The following is a 23,255-nucleotide window of genomic DNA, read 5'->3' on the forward strand; positions in this document are numbered from 1 at the left end:
CGCAGTTCCTCCGGCATGCCGGTCGCCGCGTAGCACCTCATGCGTCACCGCCCGGAGGGTCGCTCAGCGTGGCGGGCCGGAGGTCGTCGAAGTCTGCCTCCCACTCCACGCCGCCGCACAGCGGGCGCAGTTGCACACGCGGGCCCACGTGCCCCATGACCTGGCCCACGCGGTCGCGGGCGGCGTCCCAGACGGTGTCGCCGACGGCGGGCACGGTCGTCACGCGCTCACCTCCACTCCGTGGATGAGCCGGGGGCCGATGTCCACTCCGAGCAGCGCTAGCCAGAGCTCCCGTCGTCGCGCCCGTTGCCGCAACAGCTCCTGCCATTGCTCTTCCTGCCGCCGACGTTGCTGCTCCTCTCGTCGCTCGTGAGCGATCACGTACGGGCGTACGAGCGGGGAGTCCTCGCCGCGCAGCACGGGGATGCGTACCACCGGGGCGGCCACAGGGTGCGCGGCGGCGGGAGGTTCGGCGGGCAGCCGATGCCGGCCGGGAGGGGCGGGCAGCAGGAATCGGAGGACCGATTCCAGCAGCCTCGCGATAGCGTGAGTCACGTCGTCAATTCCTTGGGTTGATGGCCACGCCCCCGGGCCGCTCCCAGTGCGGTCGCGGGGGTCTGTCGTGCGTGTGGCGACTTCGTCACTCCAGGGAACTGCCTGATCACGCAGAGCGGTACCGTTGTCGAGGGAGCCGTTTTTAAGAGCTTTAAGTTCTCGACGAGCGCGGGGAGTTGAGGGTCTGTGGGTACGCCGACGCCGAACGAAGGACTGCACCGCCTGTACCGCGAATCCGGCTGGACGCTGCGTCAGTTCGCCCTGGAGGTCAACCGCGTCGGCACGCAGCGCGGAACGCCGCTCCGGTACCGCGAACCGTCGGTGCATCAGTGGCTCAAGGGGCACTTGCCGCGAGCGGAGGTCCGGCCGCTGATCTGCGAAGCGCTGGCTCGCAGGCTGCGGCGTCCTGTGACGCACGGTGAGGTGGGATTTCCATCGGCCCCTGACGAGGCCCTCGCTCCGCCGCGTACGGTGGATGGGATCGTCGACCTCGGGAGGCGAGACATGGACCCGTCCCGGCGTGGCGTCCTGGGGGCGGCGCTCTTCTCCGTGGCGCTGACTGTGCCGAACTGGCCCGATGTGGTCGGGCGCATGGAAGCCGCGCGGACGGGCGGCGTTCAGCGCATCGGGATGTCCGAAGTGAACATGGCCATCGACATGACCGAGCGGATCTCCGACCTGGACGACCAGTTCGGCGGCAGGCACTCGCGCCCTATGGCGGCGGCCTTCGTTATCAACACGGTGGCCCCCTACCTGCGGGCGGATGCACCCGAAGACGTACGCAAGGAGATGCTGTCCGCGGCCTCCGACCTGCTGTACCTGACCGGGTACATGGCCGTTGACGAGGGCTTGCACGGTCTCGCCCAGAACTATTACGTCAAGGCCCTGGAGTTGGCGGGTGCGGCCGAGGATCACCTCACGTACTGCACCACCCTGCGGGGCATGAGCGTGCAGGCGGTCGACCTGGGGCACGGGGTGAAGGCCATGGAGCTTGGTGATGCCGCTGCCGCCGCATCACCAAAGGCAGGGCCCCGACTGCAGGCGTTCATTGTGGGACAGCAGGCGCACGCTGCCGCCCAGACCGGTGACCGAACGGGTGCGTTGCGGTATCTCAGGGAGGCAGAGGCAGCGATGGACCGAGCGGAGTCGCGCGGCAAGACCTTTGGCGCTTACGACCCCGCTGCCCTCAACTACCACATCAGTCAAGTCCGGTACGAACTCGGTGACAGGACTGGGGCTGTCGAAGCCATGGAGCAGGCAGACCGGCTCCGTCACAGCATCTATCGGCGCACCCGAGTGCACCGGCGGGCCCTACTCGCCGAACGCCAACTCGAAATCGGCCACCTCGAAGCCGCCTGCACCACCTGGCACCAGGCACTGGACGACTACCCCATGGTCCAGTCCGGCCGCGCCGACGACCGCATCAGGGCGATGTTCCGCCTTCTGCGCCCGCACCTGAAGAACGGCGCCGCGCGCGATCTCCACGAGCGTGCCCGACTGGTGGCCCCCGCCCTCCTGTAGGGCGAGCCCGCCCGCGTCTGGGGCGCGTTGGGGCCACGGGCGGGGCGGCTGGGTCCCGCCCGTGGGGCTTGATCAGCTCTCGTTGGGGTCGAACAGGTCGTCGACGACGGTGGCGGTGAGGGTGCGGTCCAGCCAGTCGCCCAGGACGTCCAGGTCGTGGCAGTTGGTGATGCGGTCGCGGGCTTCGGGGGTGACGTCGATGGACCGCCGGTCGAGGATGCGGAGGATGTCCTCTGCGCGGTTTTCCGCTCGCAGCCGCTGCGACGTCTTGGAGCGGAAGAACGACGTGGGAACGGTCATCAGGTGCCTCCAGGTTTCGGCGCCTTGGCTGTCGCCCAGGCCGAGTTCGGTGAGTTCGGCGAAGAGCTGTGCGTTCTCTTCGTCTTCGAGACTTTTCAAGGTGTCGGCCAGGACTTTCAGTATGCCAGTGGCGTCCGCGTTCTTGCCGTGAGTGATGGCCGAGAGGGTGGCCAACGGGATGTCGCGGGCCACGGCTTCGGGGTCGGTGACCACCGGTACGTTGTGCGGCCCGAGGACGAGAGGACTCAGGGTCATCGTGCGCCACTGGCGGGTGCCGATGGTGAACGGGCCGGAGGCCCACTCCGCGGTGGCCTTGTCCTGGCACGTGACGAGCAGGACGAGCGGTAGTCCGTACTTGGAGTGCAGGTGGGCGGCGTAGTACGCCCAACTCGCCGGTTTGGCCTTGTCTTTCCTGCCCTGGGACTCGACGGCGAGCAGATAGCTGCCCTCGTCGCGCGTCCGCATGTGCAGCAGTGTGTCCACCCGTCGCTCCAGCGGCCTGGTCTCCGTGAGGTCGGTGGGCATCAGGGACACCTCGACGGGGTCCGGGAACGGCAGGCCCAGGGTGCGGAAGGTCCGGGAGAACACATCGGGGGTTTCCTGGAAGATCCGGTGCAGTGCTTCGTGGGGTGAGCTGACCATGCCGGGGACGTTAGGCGGGTAGACGCATGACCCTCTGGCATATGCCCAATCGGTCACTCGATCGAGTGTGAGTGGAGGGGGCGGTTGACCGCTGCCGCTTCCCTCGTCGGTGGGCTCCGGAAAAGCCCTACGTACGCCCTTGTTTGATGGCGCATCAGCTATCACGATGGCCCCCGGCGAGCGTTTATGACGGACCGTCAGAGACAAGGGAGCCCGCAGTCATGGTGCATCCGTTCCTGCAAGACCGCCTGGCCTACGGCATCCAGCTACCGATCCAGTCCCAGAGCACCCTCTACACCGAACCCTGGGAAGCCGAAGCGGGCGCGGCCGACCTCGCCGAGATCGCGAGAACCGCCGACCGCAACGGCTTCGCCTACATCGCCTGCTGCGAGCACGTCGCGATCCCCCGTCGCCTCGCGGCAGCGATGAGCACCGTCTGGTACGACCCCGTCGCCACCCTCTCCTTCCTCGCCGGGATCACCGAGCGCGTACGGCTGCTCAGTCACGTGGCCGTCGTAGGGCTGCGGCACCCGCTCGCGTCCGCCAAGCAGTACGCCACGCTCGACCACCTCAGCGGCGGGCGGCTGATCCTGGGCGTCGGGGCGGGGCATGTGCGCGAGGAGTTCGAGGTGCTCGGGGCGGACTTCGAGGGGCGCGGGGCCGTGCTCGACGAGACCGTGGACGCGCTGCGGGCCGCGCTCGGACCGGACGAGTATCCCGAACACCACGGTGAGCGCTACGAGTTCAGCGGACTCGGGCAGCTGCCGCGTCCCGCGCAGGCGCGCGTGCCGATCTGGGTCGGCGGCTCCTCCGTGCCCGCCGTCCGCAGGGCGGCGACCCGGGGCGACGGCTGGCTGCCGCAGGGCGACCGGCGCACCGAACTGCCCGCAAAGATCGCCCGTATCGCGCGGCTCCGCGAGGACGCCGGGATCACGGAACCGCTCACCGTCGGGACCATCGCCGAGCCGATCTACGTAGGCGAGGCGGACTGGGACGTGGGCCGCTGGACGCTGTCCGGCAAGGCCGAGGCGATCGCCGAGTCGCTGCGTGAGTACCGCGCGATGGGCGTGCAGCAGATCCAGGTGCGGTTCCGGAGCAGGTGCCGCACCGAACTCGTCGACCAGATGGCCGCATTCGGGGCCGAGGTCGCCCCCCACCTCAACGACTAGGAGTCGGCATGGGCAAGCTGGACGGACGCGTCGTCATCGTCACCGGGGCCGCGCGCGGCCAGGGCGAGCAGGAGGCGCGGCTCTTCGCCGAGGAGGGCGCGCGGGTGGTGCTCGCGGACGTGCTCGACGAGCAGGGCGAGGCCGTGGCCAAGGAGATAGGGGAGGGGCGGGCGCGGTACGTCCACCTCGACGTGAGCAGCGAGGAGGGGTGGGCGGGCGCGGTGGCCGCCGCGAAGGAGGGCTTCGGGAAGGTCGACGGGCTGGTCAACAACGCGGGGATTCTCCGCTTCAACGCGCTCGTGGACACGCCGCTGGACGAGTTCATGCAGGTCGTGAACGTCAACCAGGTGGGGTGTTTTCTGGGGATACGGGCCGTGGCTCCAGCCATCGGCGAGGCGGGCGGCGGGACGATCGTGAACACCGCCTCGTACACCGCCATGACCGGGATGGCGGCCGTCGGCACGTACGCCGCGACCAAGCACGCGATCCTCGGCCTCACCCGGGTCGCCGCGATGGAGCTGGCCGGCGACGGGATCAGGGTCAACGCGGTCTGCCCGGGCGCGATCGACACCGCCATGTCCAACCCGGCCCAGCTGGACCCGGACGCCGACCCGGAGGCGATGACGGAGGCGCTCGACGAGCTGTACCGGAAGCTCGTGCCGCTCGGCCGGGTGGGGCGGCCCCGGGAGGTGGCCGACCTGGCGCTCTTCCTGACCGGCCAGGACTCCTCGTACATCACGGGGCAGCCGTTCGTGATCGACGGCGGGTGGCTGGCCGGGGTGAGCATTGTGTGACCTGCCCTCGGACGGATGGCCTGACGGGGCGACCTGACGGGCCGTCAGGTATTGACGGCCGCCGTGTGCGGTGGAACAGTCGGGCGCGTCGAGATCTGACGGTACGTCAGAAAATCGTCGGAGTATCAGGAGTATCAGGAGAATCAGGAGAATCAGAGGACGGTGAACCCCCCGTGGAATTCGGGCTTTTTGTTCAGGGGTACGTCGGCAAGCGGGCGGAGACCGATCCGCTCGCCGAGCACAAGGCGCTGATGGAGGAGACCGAGTACGTCATCCAGGCGGACAAGTCCGGCTTCAAGTACGCCTGGGCGTCCGAGCACCACTTCCTGGAGGAGTACTCGCACCTCTCCGCGAACGACGTCTTCCTCGGCTACCTCGCGCACGCCACCGAGCGGATCCATCTGGGGTCCGGGATCTTCAACCCGCTCGCCCAGGTCAACCACCCCGTGAAGGTCGCCGAGAAGGTCGCCATGCTCGACCATCTGTCGGAGGGGCGGCATGAGTTCGGGTCCGGGCGCGGCGCCGGGTCGCACGAGATCCTCGGGTTCATCCCCGGCGTCACCGACATGAACTTCACCAAGGAGGTGTGGGAGGAGACCATCGCCGAGTTCCCCAGGATGTGGCTCCAGGAGGAGTACCAGGGGTTCCAGGGCAAGCACTGGTCCCTGCCGCCCCGCAAGATTCTCCCCAAGCCGTACGGGAAGTCCCACCCCGCGATGTGGTACGCCGCCGGGTCCCCGCCCTCGTACGCGATGGCGGCGAAGAAGGGGCTCGGGGTGCTCGGGTTCAGCGTGCAGAAGGTGTCCGACATGGAGTGGGTCCTGGAGCAGTACAAGGGGGCCATCGGGGACGCCGAGCCGGTCGGGGACTACGTCAACGACAACGTGATGGTGACGTCGACGGCCATTTGCGCGCCCACGCACGCGGAGGCGGTGCGGATCGCGGCCCAGGGAGGTCTCCATTACCTGCAGTCGCTGGTCTTCCGCTATCACGACACGTTTCCCCGGCCCGAGGGGTTTCCGGTGTGGCCCGAGACGCTGCCGGAGTTCAACGAGGAGATCATCGAACTGCTCATCGCCGAGGAGCTGTTGATCTGCGGCGATCCGGACGAGGTGCTGGCGCAGTGCCGCCGGTGGGAGCGGGCGGGGGCGGATCAGTTGTCGTTCGGGTTGCCGACCGGGGTCTCGAAGGCCGACACCTTGCAGACGATCCGGCTGGTCGGGGAGCACGTGATTCCCCGGATCGACACGGACCCGGTCCACCGGACGACACGCTTCCGCCAGGCTGCGTAGGTCTCCCCGCCGTCGTGGCCGATCCCGCCGTCGTGGCCGGTCGCGCCGTTTCCCGCGCCCCTACGCGTACACGTACCGCACCGAGAAAGGGACCTGATGCTCGACCACCTCATCAAGGGCGCGACCGTCGTAGACGGCACCGGCACCCCCGCGTACCGCGCCGACCTCGGCATCCGGGACGGCCGCATCGCCGTGATCGCCGACCCCGGCACCGTCACCGAAGCGGCCCGCAGCAGCGAGGACGCCACCGGCAAGGTGCTCGCGCCCGGCTTCGTCGACCCGCACACGCACTACGACGCCCAACTCTTCTGGGACCCGTACGCCACCCCCTCCCTCAACCACGGCGTGACCACCGTCGCGGGCGGCAACTGCGGGTTCACGCTCGCCCCGCTCAACCCGGAGCGGCCGGGCGACGCCGACTACACGCGCCGGATGATGTCCAAGGTCGAGGGCATGTCCCTGGTCGCCCTTGAGGAGGGCGCGCCCTGGAACTGGTCGGGGTTCGGCGAGTACCTGGACCAGCTTGAAGGCCGGACAGCCGTCAACGCCGGATTCATGGTCGGCCACTGCGCGCTGCGGCGGTACGTGATGGGCGAGGACGCGGTCGGCGGGAAACCCACGGAGGCACAGCTGCAGGCCATGCTCGACCTCTTCCACCAGGCGATGGACGAGGGCGCCTGGGGGCTCTCCACCACCCAGTCCTCCACCCACTCCGACGGCGACGGGCAGCCCGTCGCCTCCCGGCACGCGGACCCCGAGGAGCTGCTCGCCCTCTCCCGCGCCGTCGCCGAGCACGAGGGCACGCAGCTGGAGGCGATCGTCGCGGGCTGCCTCGACCAGTTCAGCGACGACGAGATCGATCTGTTCGTGGAGATGTCCGCCGCCGCCGGACGGCCCCTCAACTGGAACGTCCTCACCATCGACGCCGCCGTGCCCGAGCGCGTCCCGCGCCAGCTGGTGCCGAGCGAGCGCGCCCGCAAGGCCGGCGGCCGCATCGTCGCCCTGACCATGCCGATCCTCACGCCGATGAACATGTCCCTCGGCACCTTCTGCGCCCTCAACCTCATCCCCGGCTGGGGCGACATCCTCGGCCTGCCCGTGCCCGAGCGGATCGTCAAGCTCAGGGACCCCGGCGTACGGGCCGAGATGCTGCGCCGCGCCGACTCCAAGGAGGCGGGCGTCTTCCGGCGGCTCGCGGACTTCGGGCGGTACGTCATCGGCGACACGTACAGCCCGGAGAACGAGGGCCTGACGGGGCGGGTCGTGCAGGACATCGCCGCCGAGCGCGGCCAGGACGCCTTCCAGTGCCTGGTCGAGATCTGCGCCAACGACGAGCTGCGTACGGTCCTGTGGCCGATGCCCACCGACAACGACCCGGCGTCCTGGGAGCTGCGCAAGCAGACCTGGGAGCACGAGGACGTCCTGCTCGGCGGCTCCGACGCGGGCGCCCATCTGGACCGCATGTGCGGGGCCCCGTACACCACCCGCTTTCTCGGGGACTGCCTGCGCGGCCGGAAGCTGACCTCCCTGGAGCGGGCCGTGCAGATGCTGACGGACGATCCGGCGCGGCTCTTCGGCCTGGTCGACCGGGGCCGGATCGCCGAGGGCCACCACGCGGACCTCGTCCTCTTCGACCCGGAGAAGATCGACGCGGGCAAGGCCACCCTCGTCCACGACCTGCCCGGCGACTCCCCGCGCCTCGACTCCAAGGCGATCGGCGTGAACGCGGTCTGGGTCAACGGCGTCGAGGCGATCCGCGAGGACGTGGTGACCGGCGCGGTGCCCGGCAAGGTGCTGCGCTCCGGGACCGACACCCGGACGGTGAGTACCATATGACCGTCAAGCAGCCGCTGTTCGTCGGCGGGGAGTGGGTCGAGCCGGACGGCGGGCACTACGAGGTGGTGAACCCGGCGACCGAGGACGTCGTCGGGCTCGCCCCCGAAGCCTCGCGCGCGCAGGTGCACGCGGCGGCGGCCGCGGCCCGCGAGGCGTTCGAGACCTGGTCGCGTACGACACCCGAGGAGCGGGCCCGCATCCTCGACCGGGCCGCCGAGCTGATCCAGCGGGACGCGGGCGACGCGACCCGGCTCGCGCAGGCCGAGACCGGCGCGACGACCGGCACCGCCCGCGGCATGCAGGTCGCGGTGGGCGCGGCCCGGTTCCGGCGGTACGCGAAGGGCGCCCTTGAGCCGGTGGAGGAAGCCCTTCCGCCGCAGATCACCGAGGCCGGACCGATGGGCCCCGCGAGTGTGCTCGGCGCGCTGGCCGTACGGCAGCCGGTCGGCGTCGTCACCTGCATCACCTCGTACAACAACCCGTGGGCCAACCCGGCGGGCAAGGTCGCGCCCGCGCTCGCGATGGGCAACACGGTGGTCGTGAAGCCGGCGCCGCAGGACCCGCTGTCCGTGTACCGGATGGCGCGGGCCCTTCAGGAGGCGGGCGTGCCGCGCGGGGTGGTCAACGTCGTCTCCGGCACTTCGGTGGACGTCGGCGAGGCGGCCGTGGACTCCCCGGACGTCGACATGGTCAGCTTCACCGGCTCCACCGCCGTCGGACAGCGCATCGCCGAGGTGTGCGGCCGGGGCATGAAGCGGCAGCTGATGGAGCTGGGCGGGAAGGGCGCCGCCCTGGTCCTCGACGATGCCGACCTCGACTCGGCGGTGCGCGGCATCGCCACCACGTACGCCTTCTACAGCGGGCAGATCTGCACGGCGCCGACGCGGGTGCTCGCGCAGCGCGGGATCTACGAGCAGCTGATCGAGAAGCTGACCGGCTGCATCGGGTTCATGAAGGTCGGAGACCCCACGGCGCGGGGCACGGTGGTCGGCCCGGTGATCTCGGCCGCGCACCGGGACCGGGTGGAGTCGTACGTGGAGCTCGGCCGTAAGGAGGGGGCGCGGGTGGTCGCGGGCGGCGAGCGGCCGGCGCACCAGGACCGCGGCTTCTATGTGGCGCCGACGCTGCTCGCCGACTGCACCAACGACATGCGGGTCGCGCGCGAGGAGATCTTCGGGCCGGTGGTCGTGGTGATCCCCTTCGACGACGAGGAGGAGGGCGTACGCCTCGCCAACGACAGCGACTACGGCCTGATCGACTACGTCTGGTCCGGCGACGTGTCCCGCGCCTTCCGGGTCGCCCGGCGGCTGCGCGCGGGCGGGGTCGGCGTGAACACGGTCGGCCGGAACATGGAGGCGCCGTTCGGCGGGTTCAAGCGGAGCGGGGTGGGCCGGGACGTGGGCTCGTACGCGCTGCACGCCTACAGCGAGCTGCAGGCGATCGTGTGGCCCGGGTGACGGCGCGAAGCCGTACGGGAAAATTTTGAAACGGACATTTGGGGCGCTCCTGCGATTCCCGCATTGCGGAATCGCGGGAGCGGACCTTGGTGTGATGGGTCACAGTGCGCGAGATGCCTGCGTATCGATGGTCGACTTCCGTTTTGTATAGCTCGATTGAAGGGTGATTACCCGGAGTTCAACCTTCCGGACATGGAAACCGCAGCACTTAACGTCCTGTTCATGACGCAGTTGGAAACGCCGCCCCAGGGCGGAGACACGGTACGGGGCGTGACCGAGGCCGGAAGCGGTGTGCGGTCCAAAGGGCTCGGCGGGAACTCCGTCGGCCTCGCCGGCAGTGCCGTCATCGGCATCTCGACCGTCGCCCCGGTGTACTGCCTGACCTCCACGCTCGGCTCCACCGCGGGCGAGGTGGGCGTGCAGATGCCCGCCGTCTTCCTGGCCGGATTCCTGCCGATGCTGCTCGTGGCCTTCGCCTACCGCGAGCTCAACAAGGCGATGCCGGACTGCGGCACCTCCTTCACCTGGACCGTGAAGGCCTTCGGCCCGCGCGTCGGGTGGATGTGCGGCTGGGGCCTGGTGATCGCCACGATCATCGTCCTCTCCAACCTCGCGGGCGTCGCCACCTCGTACTTCTGGCTTCTCGCCGGTGAGGTCACCGGGTCCGAGTCCATCGCGGCCCTGGACGACAGCAAGCCGGTCCACATCCTCACCTGCCTCGCCCTGATCGCCGCCGCCACCGCCATCAGCTACCGCGGCATGACCGCTACGAAGGGCGTGCAGTACGCCCTCGTCGGACTCCAGCTCGTCGTGCTCGCGATCTTCGTCGCCATGGCGTTCCAGAAGGCGGGCAGCGGCGAGTTCGCCACCGGGCTCGACTTCTCCTGGTCCTGGCTCAACCCCTTCGCGGTCCAGTCCTTCGCCGCCTTCACCGCCGGCCTCTCCCTCTCGATCTTCATGTTCTGGGGCTGGGACGCCTGCCTCACCGCCAACGAGGAGACCTCCGGCAGCGAGAAGACCCCCGGCCGGGCCGCGCTCATCGCGATGGTCGTGCTCGTCGGCTCCTACCTCGCCACCGGCGTCGCCGCGCAGATGGCCGTCGGCTCGGGCGACAAGGGCCTCGGGCTCGCCAACCCGGACACCTCCGACAACGTCTTCGCCGCGCTCGCCGGACCCGTCATGGGCCCGCTGCTCGGCATCCTGCTCTTCGTCGCCGTCCTCGCCTCGGCGGCGGCCAGTCTGCAGACGACGTTCATCCCGGTCGCGCGTACGGTCCTCGCCATGTCGACGTACGAGGCGCTGCCGCCCGTGTACGCCCGCGTCCACCCGAAGTTCAAGACCCCGGGCCGCGCGACGATCGTGGCCGGCGTCGCCACCGGCGCGTTCTACACGATCATGACGCTGGTCAGCGAGCACGTCCTTGTCGACACGATCTACGCGCTCGGCCTCATGATCTGCTTCTACTACGCCCTCACCGCGTTCGCCTGCGCCTGGTTCTTCCGCCGCGAACTCACCCGCTCGGTGCGGGACCTGGTCTACAAGGGCCTGTTCCCGGTCCTCGGCGGCGCGCTCCTGACGGCGGTCTTCGGCAAGACGCTGTACGACATGTGGGACCCGGCGTACGGCAGCGGATCGTCGGTCTTCGGCGTCGGATCCGTGTTCGTGATCGGCGTGGGCCTGCTCGCCCTCGGCCTGGTCATCATGTTCGTCACGGAACGGCGCAGCCCGGCGTTCTTCCGGGGCCGGTCTGTCCGTCCATGAAGCTCAGTACGAACGGTTGGGGGCCGTCGGCCGGGTCCGGGCCGCGGTGGGCGTCGCTGTGCCATCGCCGGGATCCAGCGCCCGCCGCGCCCGGCCCTTCCCCGGCTCTGCCCTGTTTCGAGAGGATCGGATCATGACTTCGCCGTACCAGGCCTTCGAAACGCATCCGCGGATCGAGTACCGCCATTTCCTGCTCACCGATGATTCCGGGTACGTCGAACCGCCGCGGGGCTGGGCCGAGGACCCCCGTATCGCGATCCCCGGCCGCGTGGGCCTCATCCTGTGCAGCGCAGGCAACGACTTCTTCCCCCTGGTCCGGGCCGAACTCAGGGATTCGGCGCCTACGGCCAGTGCTGAGGCCTGGGACGTGGTGGAGGAAACCGGGCTCGCGTGCGAGGACACGGCACTTGGTGTCCGGGAGTGGGACGGCGGCCCTTCTGGATCCCCTCTCACCCTCCCAGCCGCAGGCCGGTACCGGGTGCGGATCCACTGCCGCGGCCGTGGCGAGGCCCATGCCCGGATCGGCAAGAAGCTGTTTTACGAGGGCGTCGAGGAATGGCTCTTGCAGATCTGGCCGGACAGTGACGCCTAGATGCCTGCCAGGTCGGTGAGCTTGTGTCCGTCGTGCGTGCGGACTCGGGGGCCGTTTCGTCTGCCAGGGCGTCGGTGATACGGATGCTGTACGCCTCACTCATCGCGGTCACGACCTCTTCAGGTGTCAGCCAGTCCACTGCGGTCGATTCATCGGAAAGCCGTTCGTGGCCACTCTCAGGTGTGCACCTGAACACCAGGGCGACCACCCCCGCCGTCATGTTCTTGTAGACCCCGGTGAGCCGATCGACGTGCACGTTGATTCCGGTCTCTTCGTAGACTTCGCGGCGCACGCCATCCTCAATGGACTCCCCCAGCTCCAGTACGCCGCCCGGCGGTTCCCAGCGGCCGTTGTCGGCGCGCTGGATCACCAGGACGTGCCCGTCCTCTCCCGCCACGACTCCGGCCACGGATACCGAGTGAAGCGGGGTCGACGGCTTCTGGGAGGTAGCCATCGGTACGTCCTCTCGTAGCCGTCGGCCCCGTCGCACCCTCAAACTGGCTGTGCGACGGGGCCGTTGTAGTGCGGTGGCGCTCAGATGGTGCCCAGTCGGCTGTCTTTGACGCCGGTGAGGAAGTGTGAGAACGCGTCGGCGTGGATGTTGAGGGTGGGGCCGGTGGGGTTCTTGGAGTCGCGCACGGGAACGGTGCTGTGGGTTGCGGCGAGGTTGGTGGCGACCTCTACGCACTGGCCGCCGTTGTCGCTGTAGGAGGACTTGAACCAGCGGGGGGATTCGGTCGTCACGGGGTGCCCTTTCTCAGCTGGCGGATCATGGCCACCGACTCCGCTTGGGAGAGCGATTCGGCCTGCAGTTGATGGTAGGCCTTCAACAGGGGCACCACGAACGTGCTTTCCCTTTCCAGGTTGCCCCGGTGGGAGGACTCCGCGTAGGACATGAGCGAGCGGTCTGCCATCGTCAGCACCGTGACCGGAAGATTGAAGGGGCGCCGGACCCCCATGCTGAAGGGCGCGATCTGAAGCGTCGTGTTCGGCTGCTCCGCGAAGGCGATCAGGTGCGCCAGCTGTGCGTCCATGGCGTCCGGTTCGCCGATGGGTCGGCGGATGCAGCCCTCGTCCAGCACAACGAAGATCTCCGGCGGATTCTTCCTGCGGTCCAGGACCGACTGGCGCTCAGCGACGACCGAGACGCGCTCGCGCGCCTGCTCCGCGGAGATCGCCCTCCGCTTGAGCGCGCTGTCCGCCAGCGCGGACGCGTACTGCGGTGTCTGGAGAAGGCCCGGTATGACGCCGACCTCGTACAGCCGGATCTCGGCGGCTCGTCCCTCGTAGCCCACGAACTCCGGGAACCCTTCAAGCAGTGAGCCGTGCTGCATCTCGCGCCACTGACGTTCGAACGTGTCGGCGGTCCCATCGGTACCCAGCGCACGGTCAACACTGCGCGAGAAGCGAAGAGTTGGAATCTTGCGACCAGTTTCTACGGCCGAGATGTGCGTGCTGGAGTAGTCCATCAGGATGGCCAGCTCTTCCTGCTTCAGCCCTTTCGACTCTCGCTCCCTGCGTAAGCGGGCCCCGAACGCTGCCGCTGGGCTGCTGTCCGGGTTCAGTTCCTTGATGTTCACCATGCGGGCGCAACCTTTCCTGCCGCATTGACAGCTTGAACGCGACTTGACCCTAGGCCACGCTGAAGGCTCCCGGTAGTCGAATGGCTACAGACAGGAGTAATTGTGTGCCCACCCCACATGCCCACCCCTGCCCCTGCGATCGGAACGCTTCTCCTGGACCTCGTTTGCGATCAACTCGGTGAGTTCCGAGGCGAATTGGGTAACCGCTGGTTCCTGCGGCCCGCGTGTGGCGGGACGGAGTGGGAGGTCGCGCCCGAGCGCACCCGGCCGGCCACCGTCGAACAGCGCTTACGTGTCGCGACCGCCCGGGCCAACGCCCGCTCCCGAGGGGAGTTGCTGTGACCGCCGATGCGCTCAAGGAGGCCGAGGAGGCCCTCGCCGAGCTGGGCGCGGCCCTCGCCGCAGCCGGTGTCAACCTGCCGTCCCTCGGCGTCGACCTGGTCGCGTACACCCGTCAACAACCGTTTGTTCTGGTCGAGTTGGGGCGCTGCAACGTCGCCACCGCCCGGGCCCTCGCCGCCGCCCTGCGCGCAGGTAACACCCCATGCGTGCCCTCTTAGCCCGCGCCCTCTCCTGGGCCCCTTGGCGGCGACGCCCCGGACGGCACAGCGCGAAACACCTCGCCGCACAGCGGGCCGCCGAACCCGTACCCGAACCCGTATCCCCGTGGTCCCGGCCGTGGACCTCCCCCTCGGGCGCGGACGTACGCGCGATCTTCCGGGACCCGCAGACCCTCGCGCTGCCCACCCCGCAGCGCGAACGCGCGTGGGCCGCCGCGTTCGCGGAGCTCGGGGTGGACTACGACCACCCCGCAGAACCCCTCGCCAGCCTGGTCTCGCCCGTACGGGCCGCAGCGTGACCGGCGAGCCGGGGTACTGCCCCAACCCTCGGCCCAGCAATGGCCATTGAGACGTCCCGCTCCATCCGAGGGCGGGCAGAAACAGGAGGAGACCGCTTTGAGCGTCACCGACAGGGAACCCGCCGAGCCGTTCGCCATGCGGTTCGCGGCCCGGCAGACCGGCGCGCCCGCTGACACCATCGGCGTCACGTACGACAACCACCTGCAGATCGCCCTCACCCGTGAGGGCAACCCGTGGGCGATGACGGCCGCCGGTGAGACCAGCAGCAACACGAACTCCGACAGCCGGAACGACGAAGGCACCGACTTCTACTAGGAGACGCCGAGGTGACGGAACCTCACGGACCACGCACAGGAGCGGTGCTGGTGCTGACCAACCAGCTCGACTCCACCGCCGACCTGGTCGTCGACCGGCTGAACCACCGGAACGTTCCGGTGTTCCGGTGCGACACCGCCGAGTTCCCCCTGGAACTCACGCTGACGGCGACGCTCGGGGAGCAGCGCTGGGGCGGATTGCTCGACAACGGGCACCGAACCCTCGACCTCGCTGCCGTGCGGTCGGTGTACTTCCGCAGGCCCGAAGAGTTCCGGTTGCCCGACAGTATGTCCGAGGCTGAGCGGCGGTTCGCCGCCGCCCAGTCGCGGGCGGGCTTCGTCGGGGTGGCCGTCGCACTGCCGTGCCTGTGGATCAATCATCCCGCGCGGGACCTGGACGCGAACCACAAGCCGTGGCAGCTCGCGGTCGCCCGGCGTCTCGGACTTGAACCGCCGCGCAGCATCATTACCAACGACCCTTGCGCAGCAAGGGAGTTCGCCACGCAGATCTGCGGGCAGGTCATCACCAAGAGCCTCGGGGCCCCGGTGGACACCGTGATCGTGGACCCCGCCGAACTCGACGACTCCGTGCGGCTGTGCGCCCACCTGTTCCAGGAGTGGATCGACAAGGCGCACGAAGTGCGACTGACCGTGGTCGGCGGCCGGTTCTTCGCCGTGGAGATTCACGCGGGCTCCGAAGAGGCCCGGATCGACTGGCGCACGGACTACGACAGCCTCACGTACGAACCGACCACCGTGCCCGACCGCGTACGGCACGCTGTCACCGCGTTCATGCGGCACTTCGGGCTGGTCTTCGGAGCGTTCGACTTCATCGTGACGCCGTCGGGGCGGTGGCGGTTCCTGGAGGTGAACCCCAACGGGCAGTGGTCGTGGATCGAGCACAGGACAGGTGTGCCGATCTCGTACGCCATCGCCGAACTCCTGGAGAAGGGCATGACGCATGAGTGACACCGGGCAGGACGCACAGACCTCACGGACCTCACAGACCTCACAGACCTCACAGACCTCACGGAGTCTCAGGGCCGCTCTCGCCGACGAACTGGAACAGCACGGAGCGGTGCGTTCGCCGCACTGGCGAGCAGCCGTGGAGACAGTGCCTCGGGAGGTGTTCCTGCCGTCGTTCTTCACCGATGCGCCCGGCCCCGACGGCATCACCCGGTACACGCACGTCAGCCGGGACAACGGCGAGCAGGAGTGGCTGAGGCTCGTCTACCGGAACAGGACGTGGGTGACCCAGCTCGACCACGGCACCACGACCGGGGAAGGCGGCGAAGCGGTCCTCGGCGTCCCCACCAGCTCGTCCACGCTGCCGAGTGTCGTCGTCGGCATGTTCGAGGACTTCGACGTACCCGAAGGCAAGCGGATTTACGAGGCGGGCAGCGGCACCGGCTACTCGACTGCGCTGGCCTGTGTCCGGTACGGCGACGCGTGCGTCACCAGCACCGAGCACGATCCGCGCCTTTCCGCCCTCGTCGGCGAGCGCCTCGCGTCCCTCGGGCATCATCCGAAACTCCTGACCGGGGATGCCGCCCAGGGCTGTCCCGCGGGGGCTCCGTACGGCGGGGTCATCGCGACGTACTCGCCGAGCGCCGTGCCCGCGGAGTGGGTCGAGCAGACCGAGACGGGTGGGGTGATCCTCGTTTCGCTCGGCGGCAGCCTGGATGCCTACGCATACGTCCGCCTGGTCAAGACCGGCAACGACACAGCGGAGGGCCAATTCCGCAACGGCGACGTGTCGTTCATGCGCTCCCGCGAGCTGGCGCGGCCGGACATCGGGCCGATGATGCGGTCCGCGCTTGCCCGCCGGGACGCCGCTCGCCCCGTGGACGTCGGAGTCGATCCCGGCGTCCTGGAGAGCACCGCGCTGATGTGGACCGCACAGATCGCCCTGCCCGGAGTCGTGCGGGTGGGGCTCACCACGGGTGAGACGTCGGGCCGCTGGTTCCTGCACCCCGACGGCTCGTGGGCGGTCCTGGAGACGTCACAGGGCGACCCGCCGTGCGCGTACGAGGGCGGCCCGCAGCGACTGTGGACGCGCCTTGAGGAGGCGGCGTCGCGGTGGCTCGCCGACGGCCGGCCCGGCATCGAGCGGTACGGGCTGACCGTGACCGGCGGCGAGAACACCGTGTGGCTCGACACCCCGGACCGGCCGGTCGGCGCACTCCCGACTGGCCCGGGCCAGGCGTCTCGCTAGGGCCTGTCCGGCGGATCTTCGCGGGCCCACGACGCTCCCCCGGCTACCGCTGGGAGGTGCCCCCAGGCACGCTCCCCCAGCCTCCGGCCGGGGGTACCCCCACTCGCCGCACGCCCGAATCACCCAAGTACGTCCAGTACGAGGGAGATCCGGGCGCACTCCCCCAGCCTTCGGCCGGGGGGACCCCCAGAGCACGCACCAGACGCCGCGGCCTGATCCGCGAAGATCCGCCGGACAGGCCTAGGCCGGACGCTTCGGCGAAAGCTCCGCCATCGCGCCCCAGCCCTGGGCGTCCGGGATCTCCACGTTGATGATCTCGGGCGTCGAGGCGATCATGTCCGCCATCGCCTCCAGGCCCGCCTTGAAGTGGTCCGACTGGACGTGCACCGCCCCCGCGTCCTCGTCCGCGAACGCCTCAAGCAGGACGAACTGGTTCGGGTCCTCCACGGAGCGCGACCAGTCGAAGAACAGGTTCCCCGGCTCGGCGCGGGTCGCGGCGGTGAAGTCGGCGACGAGGTCGAGCCACTCGTCGGCGCGGTCGGCGTGCACGGTGAAACGTACGGCGATGAAGATCATGGCCCTCAGCCTGCCGCGCTCGGGCGGACGGAGCCAAATTCAGCCGTGCATGCATTTTGCAGCTGACGGCTCTAAACTGCATTCATGACAGTCCTGACTATTCGAGACGTGCCCGACGAGGAAGTGCAGACGCTCAAGGTCCGGGCAGCCCAGGCCGGACAGAGCCTGCAGGCCTATGTGCGAGACCTCCTGGCCCGCGAGACGGCCAAGCCGACCCTTGCCGAGATGATGGAGCGCCTCGACCGCGAGGCGAACGCCGACGTCAGCGCCGGTGACGTGCTGGGGGTCATCGACGAGATGAGGGCCGGGCGGTGATCGTCGTCGACTGCTCGGCCCTGGTCCCCGTCCTGACCTCCGGCTCGGCCGATGCGCACCTCCTTCGGCAGCGCGTCGCCGAAGCGGGCACCCTCTTCGCCCCCACCCTCCTCGACTACGAGATCCAGTCCGCGCTCCTGGGTCTGGAACGCGGCGGCAAGCTGAACCACAGCCAGGTCACCAAGGCGGTCGGCGACTACCGGCAGATTCCCCTGACGCGCCACGAGACGCTGCCGTTCTTCGACCGCATCCGCACACTGCGCCAGAACCTGTCCGTGTACGACGCCCAATACGTGGCCCTGGCCGAGGTCTTGGCCGCCCCGCTGATCACCTGCGACGCACGCATCGCCCGCAGCGGCGCGGCCAAGTGCCCGGTGGAGGTCTTCGGCGCCTGACGCAGGCCCGGCAGCCCGGATCTAGCTCCGCTCGCCCAGGAACACCGGGTTCGTGAACGCCGCGAGCGGCCCCGGCAGGCCCGGCACCGTCGCCGGGTGCCGTACCTCCGCCCGTACGTACGACGCGTACGCGGGCGTCGTCCGCCACTCCGTGCTCGCCGAGTCCGACGTGAGCAGGGTGCCCTGGTCCGTGACGAGGCGGATCGTGCAGCCCGGGGCGCCGTGCACCTCCAGGCGGACCGTGACCGGGGTGTCGCGGTCGACGGCGAGGCGTTCCCCGATGCCCGCCCGCCTGCCCCGGCCGCCGGCCGCCGAGAAGTCGAGGGAGACCGACGCCGACTCGGCGACGTAGGAGCGGCCCGCGCGCAGGCCCGCGAGGATCGCCGTGCGGCTCAACTCCTCGGCGAGGACGACGGTTTGGGGGCCGCCGACACGGTCCGGGTCGCGGTGGGCGTCGCTGCTGCCCATCGCCGGGATCCAGCGCCCGCCCCGCCCGGCCGCCTGGAGGGTGGAGTCCCAGTCGGCGAGGGAGGCTTCGTCGTCGGGCGTGTAGGGGCCGTTCCACACCTCCACCACATCCGCCTCGCCGAAGCCGAACTTCCAGTTGCAGCCGATACAGGTGGCGTGCGGGTGGGCGGGTACGACGAGGCCGCCGGCGCGGCGGATCTCGCGGGCGTAGTGGCCGAAGCGGTGGTCGCGGGCCCGGTAGCGCCAGTCGACGAACGTGCCCGGGTCCGTGCCGAGCGCCACCACATGGCCGGTGCGCGTGGTGACCTCCTCGCCGAGCAGGATCAGCAGGTCGTCCCCGGCGTGCTCGGCCCAATGCACGTGCGCGGAGGGGGTGTTGTGCTCCGAGCTGTTGATGAAGTCGAGCCCGGCCTCGCGGGCGAGCGCGGCGATCTCGGCGGGGGTGCGGCGGCCGTCGGAGTGGACGGAGTGCAGATGGCAGTCGCCGCGGTACCAGGCCCGGCCCCGGCCCTTCGCCCGCTCCGGCGGGTAGGACGGGCGGCGCGGGGTGGCGCCGGACGCGTCGCCGTACCGCAGCGTGACCGTGATCTCGTACGAGAGGCCCTGCGGCGCGACCGTGTACGGGCCGAGCGCGATGTGCCAGGTGCCGGGGCGGATGCGGCCCGGCAGATAGCCGGGCGTCGCGGCGTCGGCGCGGACGAAGAACTCGCTGCGGGCGCCGCCGGACCAGCCGCGGAAGCCGGGCCCGCCGAGGCCGGTGCCGCGCTCGTCGAACAGGCCGATGTCCAGGGCGTTGCCCTGCGTGCCGGTCGGCACGGGCGGTTTGTCGTACGTGTACGAGACGTGTAACTCCCGTACGCCGTCCGGGACTTCGACCGGTACGTAGACATAGTCGGGGGAGCCGGTGGGCAGCGTTCCGCGCAGGGTTCTCGTGGCGTCCCTGCCGTTTCCGTCCTCGGCGCTCGCGAAGGTCACGCCGTTCAACGTAAACGCGGTGGCGGCCGAGGTCACGAGCAGCGCGCGTCTGGCTATGCCGTTGACGTCCTGTTCGTCCTTGCGCATGGCGGCTCCCCAGGGGCGGACGGTGCGAAGTGGCGTACGCAACCCTGGTATTGAGCCGTGAACGGGACGGCAAGGGAAGAGGGCGGTACGGGTACGGGCACCCGTACCGCCGGAGTGTCAGGCCCCGGTGGCCGCCTCGGCCTCCGCGCCCTGCGGGATGCTGTCCATGAACGAGCTGACGGAGAACACGGCGCGGCCGGGGCCCGCCGGGCCGTAGCCGGGCGGGGAGGTCAGGCCGAACTCTTCGAGCGTCGCGCGGTAGGTCTCCAGGAGCCGGATGTGGTACTCAAGCGGCGCGCCCTGCGGGTTGGCCTTGCCGAGCGGGGTGGTCGGCTCCGGGCACCAGGTGGTGAAGCGGGGCACGACGCCGTTCGACATGAAGAAGCGCAGCCCCTCGTGGGTGGAGGCGATGGCCTCGTCCACGGTCTGGAAACCGAAGGGCTCGGCCATCTCCACGCCCGCGACGAAGTTCGGGATCACGTTCCGGGCGCCGAACACTTCGCGCGAGTCCAGGATCCGCTTGTGCCACTCCTCGCGGCCGACGTAGCGCTCCTTGCCCGGGCAGTACAGCTCGAAGAGCCGCTTGTCCCAGACCTCGAAGTTCGGGTGGTAGATCTGGATGCCGTAGTCGTGGAACCGCTTCACGTCGTCGAGGGGCAGGGCCTGCGCGACGACCTTGCCGATCCAGCGGCGCGGGAAGGTCTCCTCGATGGCCTTGGCGTAACTGCCGTAGAAGTCCGCCTCGTCCTTGCCGCCGACCTTCGAGGTGATGGAGCCGCCGGTGAGGGTGTACGCGGTGGAGGCCTTCGCGGTGTCGTACTTGTCGATGATCTCCAGCGCTTCGAGGATCTCGTCGGACGGCTTCACGCCCGTGTACGGCCGGCCGGCGGCCTTGTGCTGGCGCCAGTTGTGGTTGATGTCGCAGTACTGGCACTCCTCCTTGGCGCCGAAGTACTGGCACACCCGGAAGACGGTCAGGTAGATGAGGTACCCCCACTGGATCGTGGGCGCGACCTCCATCACGGACTTCCCGTTGGACAGCTTGTGCCGGTAGTACTCGGGCATCGGCGGCAGGCCGACGTCCGAGATCCGCTTCCCGTCGAGGTAGAGGCCGAGCGTGCCGTTCTCGTCGCCCTTGACGCGGTACGGCGAGTCCGGGTTCACGCGCACCGAGACGACGGTGCGGCGCAGCTCGTACGGGCCGCCGGTCAGCACGATCTCCTCCGGCGGCCGGTTCAGGGCGGCCTGGCCGAGCTCGGGGAGGGTGCGGTGGTCGAAGGAGAAGATGAAGTACGACTTCGGCTTGACGTCACCGCCGGACCCGTCGGCGCCCCCGGACAGGGCGGACTCGTCGAAGGCCATGCCGCCCCGCAGCAGGTCTTCCTTGATCACGGCTTCCCGCGGTACGTGCGGGAAGCGTTCCATGAGGTCTTCGACGAGTGCGGTGCGATTCGGCGTCTCCATGTCCTCATTGGACCAGAGTGTGCGGGCGGCTCGCGGTCCGGGTCGGGGACTGCTCCCGATTGACTTCGGAACGTATTCCGAACTATGGTCGGGTCATGTCTGCTCCGACGGTTTCCTTCTCTGAGCTGTCCAAGAACTCGAAGCGCGTCGCCGAGACCCTCGACAAGGCGCAGCGGGTTCACATCACGCGGAGGGACGGCGAGGACCTGTATCTCACTACGGCCCGCCATGACCAGCAGCGCGACGAGACCGCTGAAGTCGTCGCGCGCCTGCTCACGGCCCTGGTCGGGGCCGAGGGCGGGGAGCGTGCCATAAGACGGGCACTGCCCGAGGTCTTCCCGTGGGTAAGGCATCTTTCGGGGGACGAGATGCGAGAGTTCACGCAGGACCTCATCGACGCGACGCACGACGCCGTCGAGTTGGACGTGCACGCCAATCTGCACGGCGTCATCGTCGAGTGGCGTGCGACGGCCCGCATCCTCGCCGACCCGGAACTCACCGCCCAGCTGATGCGGAGCTACCCGGACGAGGACCATGGCGAGGTGACCGCACCTTGACGCCGAAGCGTGGAGATGACGTGGCCCCGCCGTCCGTCGGCGAGGAGTGGCGGCTGAAGTTCGGGTCGAACGAGGCGGCCAAGGGCTGGGGCGAGCTGTGCGCCGAGGCTCCGGGAAATGCTCGCCGCTGCTTCGAGGTGCTGCGGGCCGATCCGCTGTCGTACGCAGACCGTGACCGGCAGCACCGGCTGCGAGGTCGGCTCGCGACCGCGACCGTGGGTGGACGCACATATCCCCAGTGGGAGTACGAAGTCACGGCAGGAGGCCGGGTGCGCTACCTGGTCGACGAGCCGCGCCGCACCGTGCACCTCGTGTACGCGTCGACGCGCCACCCCAAGGACACGGAGTAGGCGCATGGGGCAGAGCCGCTGGAAGACGCTGCGGGAGCGCAACCTGGCCGAGGGGCTCGGGGAGTCCGAGGACGTGTCCGAGGTGCGGCGCGAGACCCGGCTGTCGATGGAACTCGCGCAGGCCGTGTACGTACTGCGTACCGAGCTCGGTCTGACGCAGGCCGAGCTGGCCGACCGCGCCGGCCTGACCCAGGCGGAGATCTTGCGCATGGAGGGCTCCGACGCCGTCCCGACGCCCGCTCTCCTCGCCGGGCTGGCAGGTGCCCTCGCCGAGCGGCTGCGCGCCGACCGGGAAGTCGCCCGGCAGATCATGGGCGTCGATGTGAGCGACGACGCGTTCGGTCGAGCCCCCGACATCCTCGGCAACATTTACAGGATCGCCGCCGAGAAGGCGCGCCGGCGCGACTGAGGCCGCGTTCACCGTCCAGGCGTCAGCGTCGGCGGGTCCAGGTGCTCGCCCGGCGGGCCGCTGTCGCTCACGGTCCAGGCCGGGTCGTAGGCGCAGCCGGAGCCGGCGCCGGCGTCGAAATAGCCGAGGTCCGCGCGCCACCTGAACGACGCACGCCGGTCCTCACCCTTCTCGGCCCGCAGCTCCCACTCGTCGGACCGCTGCTCCTTGCCGTAATCGGTGATGGTCCAGCCCGCGTTCCGCAGGTGTTCGCGGAGCCTGCGCAGCGCGGCCAGACCCTGGTCCTTCGGGACGTCCGGTACGCCCCAGCGGTGGTGCAGCGAGTACGCCCCGTCGACCGACTCGTCGGCGATGCTCTCCAGGCCGCCCGGATAGCAGAAGCCGGAGTCCAGAACGTTCTCCGTACTGACCGCGATCCGCTCGACGCCCGGCGGCAGCGTGCGGTCGAACCCGGCCACCTCGTACATCTCCTGCGATGCGGCGGTGAGCCGCCCGGCGGCCGTCTCCGGCGTGACCGTCGGGTAGTCCTCCGGGGTCGCGCGCTGCGCCATGAACGTGACGATGTAGCCGAGGACGACCAGGAGCGGGATGCCTACGAGTGCCGCGCAGCCGATCGCGAGGCCCTTCGCGGCGTTCACGGCCGCCGGCGCCGCCTCCGAGGGCGTGTGCATCAACTCGGGCTGTGGGGGCGGGTCTTCGGTCGCGTTCATGACCGCAACGTACGGCCGGGCCCCGGGGCCGCACCCGAGTACGGGCACTTATCCCGGG

The 23,255-nt window shown here is 69.6% G+C and carries 27 protein-coding genes and 1 pseudogene; 18 read left to right on the top strand and 10 right to left on the bottom strand.

The window, feature by feature from the left end:
• Positions 1-37 precede the first annotated feature (37 nt).
• Together QIS99_RS09875 and QIS99_RS09880 are read right to left on the bottom strand one after the other, a co-directional pair.
• The gene (locus tag QIS99_RS09875; RefSeq protein ID WP_282512484.1) at positions 38-223 is read right to left on the bottom strand and encodes a hypothetical protein; all 186 of its coding nucleotides are present in this window, start codon (positions 221-223) and stop codon (positions 38-40) included.
• Positions 220-555, bottom strand: a complete 336-nt coding sequence (locus QIS99_RS09880; RefSeq protein ID WP_282512486.1) for a hypothetical protein — start codon at positions 553-555, stop codon at positions 220-222. Before QIS99_RS09880 ends, QIS99_RS09875 begins: the two co-directional genes overlap by 4 nt.
• 186 nt (positions 556-741) lie before the next feature.
• Here QIS99_RS09880 and QIS99_RS09885 point away from each other — a divergent pair, with 186 nt between their 5' ends.
• Positions 742-2,076, top strand: a complete 1,335-nt coding sequence (locus QIS99_RS09885) for a tetratricopeptide repeat protein (protein WP_282512488.1) — start codon at positions 742-744, stop codon at positions 2,074-2,076.
• Between the two features lie 72 nt (positions 2,077-2,148).
• Here QIS99_RS09885 and QIS99_RS09890 read toward each other — a convergent pair whose 3' ends face one another.
• On the bottom strand, positions 2,149-3,018 hold the full coding sequence (locus QIS99_RS09890) for a hypothetical protein (protein WP_282512490.1): 870 nt from the start codon (positions 3,016-3,018) through the stop codon (positions 2,149-2,151).
• A 221-nt stretch (positions 3,019-3,239) separates the two neighbouring features.
• Here QIS99_RS09890 and QIS99_RS09895 point away from each other — a divergent pair, with 221 nt between their 5' ends.
• The 7 genes from QIS99_RS09895 (at position 3,240) to QIS99_RS09925 (ending at position 11,919) form a co-directional block, all read left to right on the top strand.
• Positions 3,240-4,187 (top strand): TIGR03619 family F420-dependent LLM class oxidoreductase, encoded by a 948-nt coding sequence (locus tag QIS99_RS09895; RefSeq protein WP_282512492.1) that lies wholly within the window; start codon positions 3,240-3,242, stop codon positions 4,185-4,187.
• An 8-nt stretch (positions 4,188-4,195) separates the two neighbouring features.
• Complete coding sequence (locus QIS99_RS09900) at positions 4,196-4,981, top strand: SDR family NAD(P)-dependent oxidoreductase (RefSeq protein ID WP_282512494.1); 786 nt, start codon at positions 4,196-4,198, stop codon at positions 4,979-4,981.
• A gap of 173 nt (positions 4,982-5,154) precedes the next feature.
• Complete coding sequence (locus QIS99_RS09905; protein WP_282512496.1) at positions 5,155-6,273, top strand: LLM class flavin-dependent oxidoreductase; 1,119 nt, start codon at positions 5,155-5,157, stop codon at positions 6,271-6,273.
• A 96-nt stretch (positions 6,274-6,369) separates the two neighbouring features.
• Positions 6,370-8,109 (top strand): N-acyl-D-amino-acid deacylase family protein, encoded by a 1,740-nt coding sequence (locus tag QIS99_RS09910; RefSeq protein WP_282512498.1) that lies wholly within the window; start codon positions 6,370-6,372, stop codon positions 8,107-8,109.
• Complete coding sequence (locus QIS99_RS09915) at positions 8,106-9,566, top strand: aldehyde dehydrogenase family protein (protein ID WP_282512500.1); 1,461 nt, start codon at positions 8,106-8,108, stop codon at positions 9,564-9,566. The genes QIS99_RS09910 and QIS99_RS09915 overlap by 4 nt, the downstream gene beginning before the upstream one ends.
• A gap of 222 nt (positions 9,567-9,788) precedes the next feature.
• Entirely contained in the window at positions 9,789-11,327 is a 1,539-nt protein-coding gene (locus QIS99_RS09920) for an APC family permease (RefSeq protein ID WP_282512502.1), read from the top strand.
• Positions 11,328-11,460: 133 nt separating this feature from the next.
• The gene (locus QIS99_RS09925) at positions 11,461-11,919 is read left to right on the top strand and encodes a hypothetical protein (protein WP_282512504.1); all 459 of its coding nucleotides are present in this window, start codon (positions 11,461-11,463) and stop codon (positions 11,917-11,919) included.
• Here QIS99_RS09925 and QIS99_RS09930 read toward each other — a convergent pair.
• From QIS99_RS09930 to QIS99_RS09940, 3 genes and pseudogenes are all read right to left on the bottom strand, one after another.
• Positions 11,916-12,373: pseudogene (locus tag QIS99_RS09930) on the bottom strand (NUDIX hydrolase). The gene QIS99_RS09925 and the pseudogene QIS99_RS09930 overlap by 4 nt on opposite strands.
• A gap of 80 nt (positions 12,374-12,453) precedes the next feature.
• Positions 12,454-12,663 (bottom strand): DUF397 domain-containing protein, encoded by a 210-nt coding sequence (locus tag QIS99_RS09935; RefSeq protein ID WP_282512506.1) that lies wholly within the window; start codon positions 12,661-12,663, stop codon positions 12,454-12,456.
• On the bottom strand, positions 12,660-13,502 hold the full coding sequence (locus tag QIS99_RS09940; protein ID WP_282512509.1) for a helix-turn-helix domain-containing protein: 843 nt from the start codon (positions 13,500-13,502) through the stop codon (positions 12,660-12,662). The genes QIS99_RS09935 and QIS99_RS09940 overlap by 4 nt, the downstream gene beginning before the upstream one ends.
• 338 nt (positions 13,503-13,840) lie before the next feature.
• Here QIS99_RS09940 and QIS99_RS09950 point away from each other — a divergent pair, with 338 nt between their 5' ends.
• The 5 genes from QIS99_RS09950 to QIS99_RS09970 all read left to right on the top strand — a co-directional run bounded on the left by QIS99_RS09950 (position 13,841) and on the right by QIS99_RS09970 (position 16,891).
• The gene (locus tag QIS99_RS09950; RefSeq protein WP_282512513.1) at positions 13,841-14,062 is read left to right on the top strand and encodes a hypothetical protein; all 222 of its coding nucleotides are present in this window, start codon (positions 13,841-13,843) and stop codon (positions 14,060-14,062) included.
• Positions 14,047-14,361, top strand: coding sequence for a hypothetical protein (locus QIS99_RS09955; RefSeq protein WP_282512515.1), 315 nt, complete (start codon positions 14,047-14,049; stop codon positions 14,359-14,361). Before QIS99_RS09950 ends, QIS99_RS09955 begins: the two co-directional genes overlap by 16 nt.
• 97 nt (positions 14,362-14,458) lie before the next feature.
• Positions 14,459-14,677, top strand: a complete 219-nt coding sequence (tgmA, locus tag QIS99_RS09960) for a putative ATP-grasp-modified RiPP (protein WP_282512517.1) — start codon at positions 14,459-14,461, stop codon at positions 14,675-14,677.
• A 50-nt stretch (positions 14,678-14,727) separates the two neighbouring features.
• On the top strand, positions 14,728-15,645 hold the full coding sequence (gene tgmB, locus QIS99_RS09965) for an ATP-grasp ribosomal peptide maturase (RefSeq protein ID WP_282512519.1): 918 nt from the start codon (positions 14,728-14,730) through the stop codon (positions 15,643-15,645).
• A 136-nt stretch (positions 15,646-15,781) separates the two neighbouring features.
• The gene (locus tag QIS99_RS09970) at positions 15,782-16,891 is read left to right on the top strand and encodes a methyltransferase domain-containing protein (protein ID WP_282512521.1); all 1,110 of its coding nucleotides are present in this window, start codon (positions 15,782-15,784) and stop codon (positions 16,889-16,891) included.
• Between the two features lie 240 nt (positions 16,892-17,131).
• Here QIS99_RS09970 and QIS99_RS09975 read toward each other — a convergent pair whose 3' ends face one another.
• Complete coding sequence (locus QIS99_RS09975; protein ID WP_282512523.1) at positions 17,132-17,467, bottom strand: putative quinol monooxygenase; 336 nt, start codon at positions 17,465-17,467, stop codon at positions 17,132-17,134.
• A gap of 84 nt (positions 17,468-17,551) precedes the next feature.
• Here QIS99_RS09975 and QIS99_RS09980 point away from each other — a divergent pair, with 84 nt between their 5' ends.
• Both QIS99_RS09980 and QIS99_RS09985 read left to right on the top strand, forming a co-directional pair.
• Positions 17,552-17,782 (top strand): FitA-like ribbon-helix-helix domain-containing protein, encoded by a 231-nt coding sequence (locus tag QIS99_RS09980; protein WP_282512525.1) that lies wholly within the window; start codon positions 17,552-17,554, stop codon positions 17,780-17,782.
• Positions 17,779-18,177, top strand: a complete 399-nt coding sequence (locus tag QIS99_RS09985; RefSeq protein ID WP_282512527.1) for a type II toxin-antitoxin system VapC family toxin — start codon at positions 17,779-17,781, stop codon at positions 18,175-18,177. Before QIS99_RS09980 ends, QIS99_RS09985 begins: the two co-directional genes overlap by 4 nt.
• 21 nt (positions 18,178-18,198) lie before the next feature.
• Here QIS99_RS09985 and QIS99_RS09990 read toward each other — a convergent pair whose 3' ends face one another.
• Together QIS99_RS09990 and QIS99_RS09995 are read right to left on the bottom strand one after the other, a co-directional pair.
• The gene (locus QIS99_RS09990; RefSeq protein WP_282512529.1) at positions 18,199-19,707 is read right to left on the bottom strand and encodes a CehA/McbA family metallohydrolase; all 1,509 of its coding nucleotides are present in this window, start codon (positions 19,705-19,707) and stop codon (positions 18,199-18,201) included.
• A 117-nt stretch (positions 19,708-19,824) separates the two neighbouring features.
• Positions 19,825-21,171, bottom strand: a complete 1,347-nt coding sequence (locus QIS99_RS09995; RefSeq protein ID WP_282512531.1) for a radical SAM protein — start codon at positions 21,169-21,171, stop codon at positions 19,825-19,827.
• 95 nt (positions 21,172-21,266) lie between these two features.
• On the opposite strand from QIS99_RS09995, the gene QIS99_RS10000 reads away from it, so the two are divergent.
• From QIS99_RS10000 to QIS99_RS10010, 3 genes are read left to right on the top strand one after another with little or no spacing between them, the layout of a single operon-like run.
• On the top strand, positions 21,267-21,728 hold the full coding sequence (locus tag QIS99_RS10000; RefSeq protein WP_282512533.1) for a prevent-host-death family protein: 462 nt from the start codon (positions 21,267-21,269) through the stop codon (positions 21,726-21,728).
• Positions 21,729-21,748: 20 nt separating this feature from the next.
• Positions 21,749-22,078, top strand: coding sequence for a hypothetical protein (locus QIS99_RS10005; protein ID WP_282512535.1), 330 nt, complete (start codon positions 21,749-21,751; stop codon positions 22,076-22,078).
• Positions 22,079-22,082: 4 nt separating this feature from the next.
• Positions 22,083-22,487 (top strand): helix-turn-helix domain-containing protein, encoded by a 405-nt coding sequence (locus QIS99_RS10010; RefSeq protein ID WP_282512536.1) that lies wholly within the window; start codon positions 22,083-22,085, stop codon positions 22,485-22,487.
• Positions 22,488-22,495: 8 nt separating this feature from the next.
• On the opposite strand, the gene QIS99_RS10015 is transcribed toward QIS99_RS10010, so the two are convergent.
• Entirely contained in the window at positions 22,496-23,197 is a 702-nt protein-coding gene (locus QIS99_RS10015) for a hypothetical protein (protein WP_282512537.1), read from the bottom strand.
• Positions 23,198-23,255: the final 58 nt, after the last annotated feature.

The organism is Streptomyces solicavernae, from assembly GCF_029968095.1.
GTDB classification, from domain to species: domain Bacteria; phylum Actinomycetota; class Actinomycetes; order Streptomycetales; family Streptomycetaceae; genus Streptomyces; species Streptomyces solicavernae.

What these genes read in the sequence shown, in the direction of transcription:
- QIS99_RS09895 (WP_282512492.1), top strand. Translation starts at nt 3,240, where the DNA reads ATGGTGCATCCGTTCCTGCAAGACCGCCTGGCCTACGGCATCCAGCTA.
- QIS99_RS09915 (WP_282512500.1), top strand. Translation starts at nt 8,106, where the DNA reads ATGACCGTCAAGCAGCCGCTGTTCGTCGGCGGGGAGTGGGTCGAGCCG.
- QIS99_RS09995 (WP_282512531.1), bottom strand. Translation starts at nt 21,171, where the DNA reads ATGGAGACGCCGAATCGCACCGCACTCGTCGAAGACCTCATGGAACGC.
- QIS99_RS10015 (WP_282512537.1), bottom strand. Translation starts at nt 23,197, where the DNA reads ATGAACGCGACCGAAGACCCGCCCCCACAGCCCGAGTTGATGCACACG.
- QIS99_RS09955 (WP_282512515.1), top strand. Translation starts at nt 14,047, where the DNA reads ATGCGTGCCCTCTTAGCCCGCGCCCTCTCCTGGGCCCCTTGGCGGCGA.
- QIS99_RS09975 (WP_282512523.1), bottom strand. Translation starts at nt 17,467, where the DNA reads ATGATCTTCATCGCCGTACGTTTCACCGTGCACGCCGACCGCGCCGAC.
- QIS99_RS10000 (WP_282512533.1), top strand. Translation starts at nt 21,267, where the DNA reads ATGTCTGCTCCGACGGTTTCCTTCTCTGAGCTGTCCAAGAACTCGAAG.
- QIS99_RS09900 (WP_282512494.1), top strand. Translation starts at nt 4,196, where the DNA reads ATGGGCAAGCTGGACGGACGCGTCGTCATCGTCACCGGGGCCGCGCGC.
- QIS99_RS09940 (WP_282512509.1), bottom strand. Translation starts at nt 13,502, where the DNA reads ATGGTGAACATCAAGGAACTGAACCCGGACAGCAGCCCAGCGGCAGCG.
- QIS99_RS09980 (WP_282512525.1), top strand. Translation starts at nt 17,552, where the DNA reads ATGACAGTCCTGACTATTCGAGACGTGCCCGACGAGGAAGTGCAGACG.
- QIS99_RS09910 (WP_282512498.1), top strand. Translation starts at nt 6,370, where the DNA reads ATGCTCGACCACCTCATCAAGGGCGCGACCGTCGTAGACGGCACCGGC.
- QIS99_RS09990 (WP_282512529.1), bottom strand. Translation starts at nt 19,707, where the DNA reads ATGCGCAAGGACGAACAGGACGTCAACGGCATAGCCAGACGCGCGCTG.
- QIS99_RS09925 (WP_282512504.1), top strand. Translation starts at nt 11,461, where the DNA reads ATGACTTCGCCGTACCAGGCCTTCGAAACGCATCCGCGGATCGAGTAC.
- QIS99_RS09920 (WP_282512502.1), top strand. Translation starts at nt 9,789, where the DNA reads ATGACGCAGTTGGAAACGCCGCCCCAGGGCGGAGACACGGTACGGGGC.
- QIS99_RS10010 (WP_282512536.1), top strand. Translation starts at nt 22,083, where the DNA reads ATGGGGCAGAGCCGCTGGAAGACGCTGCGGGAGCGCAACCTGGCCGAG.
- QIS99_RS09890 (WP_282512490.1), bottom strand. Translation starts at nt 3,018, where the DNA reads ATGGTCAGCTCACCCCACGAAGCACTGCACCGGATCTTCCAGGAAACC.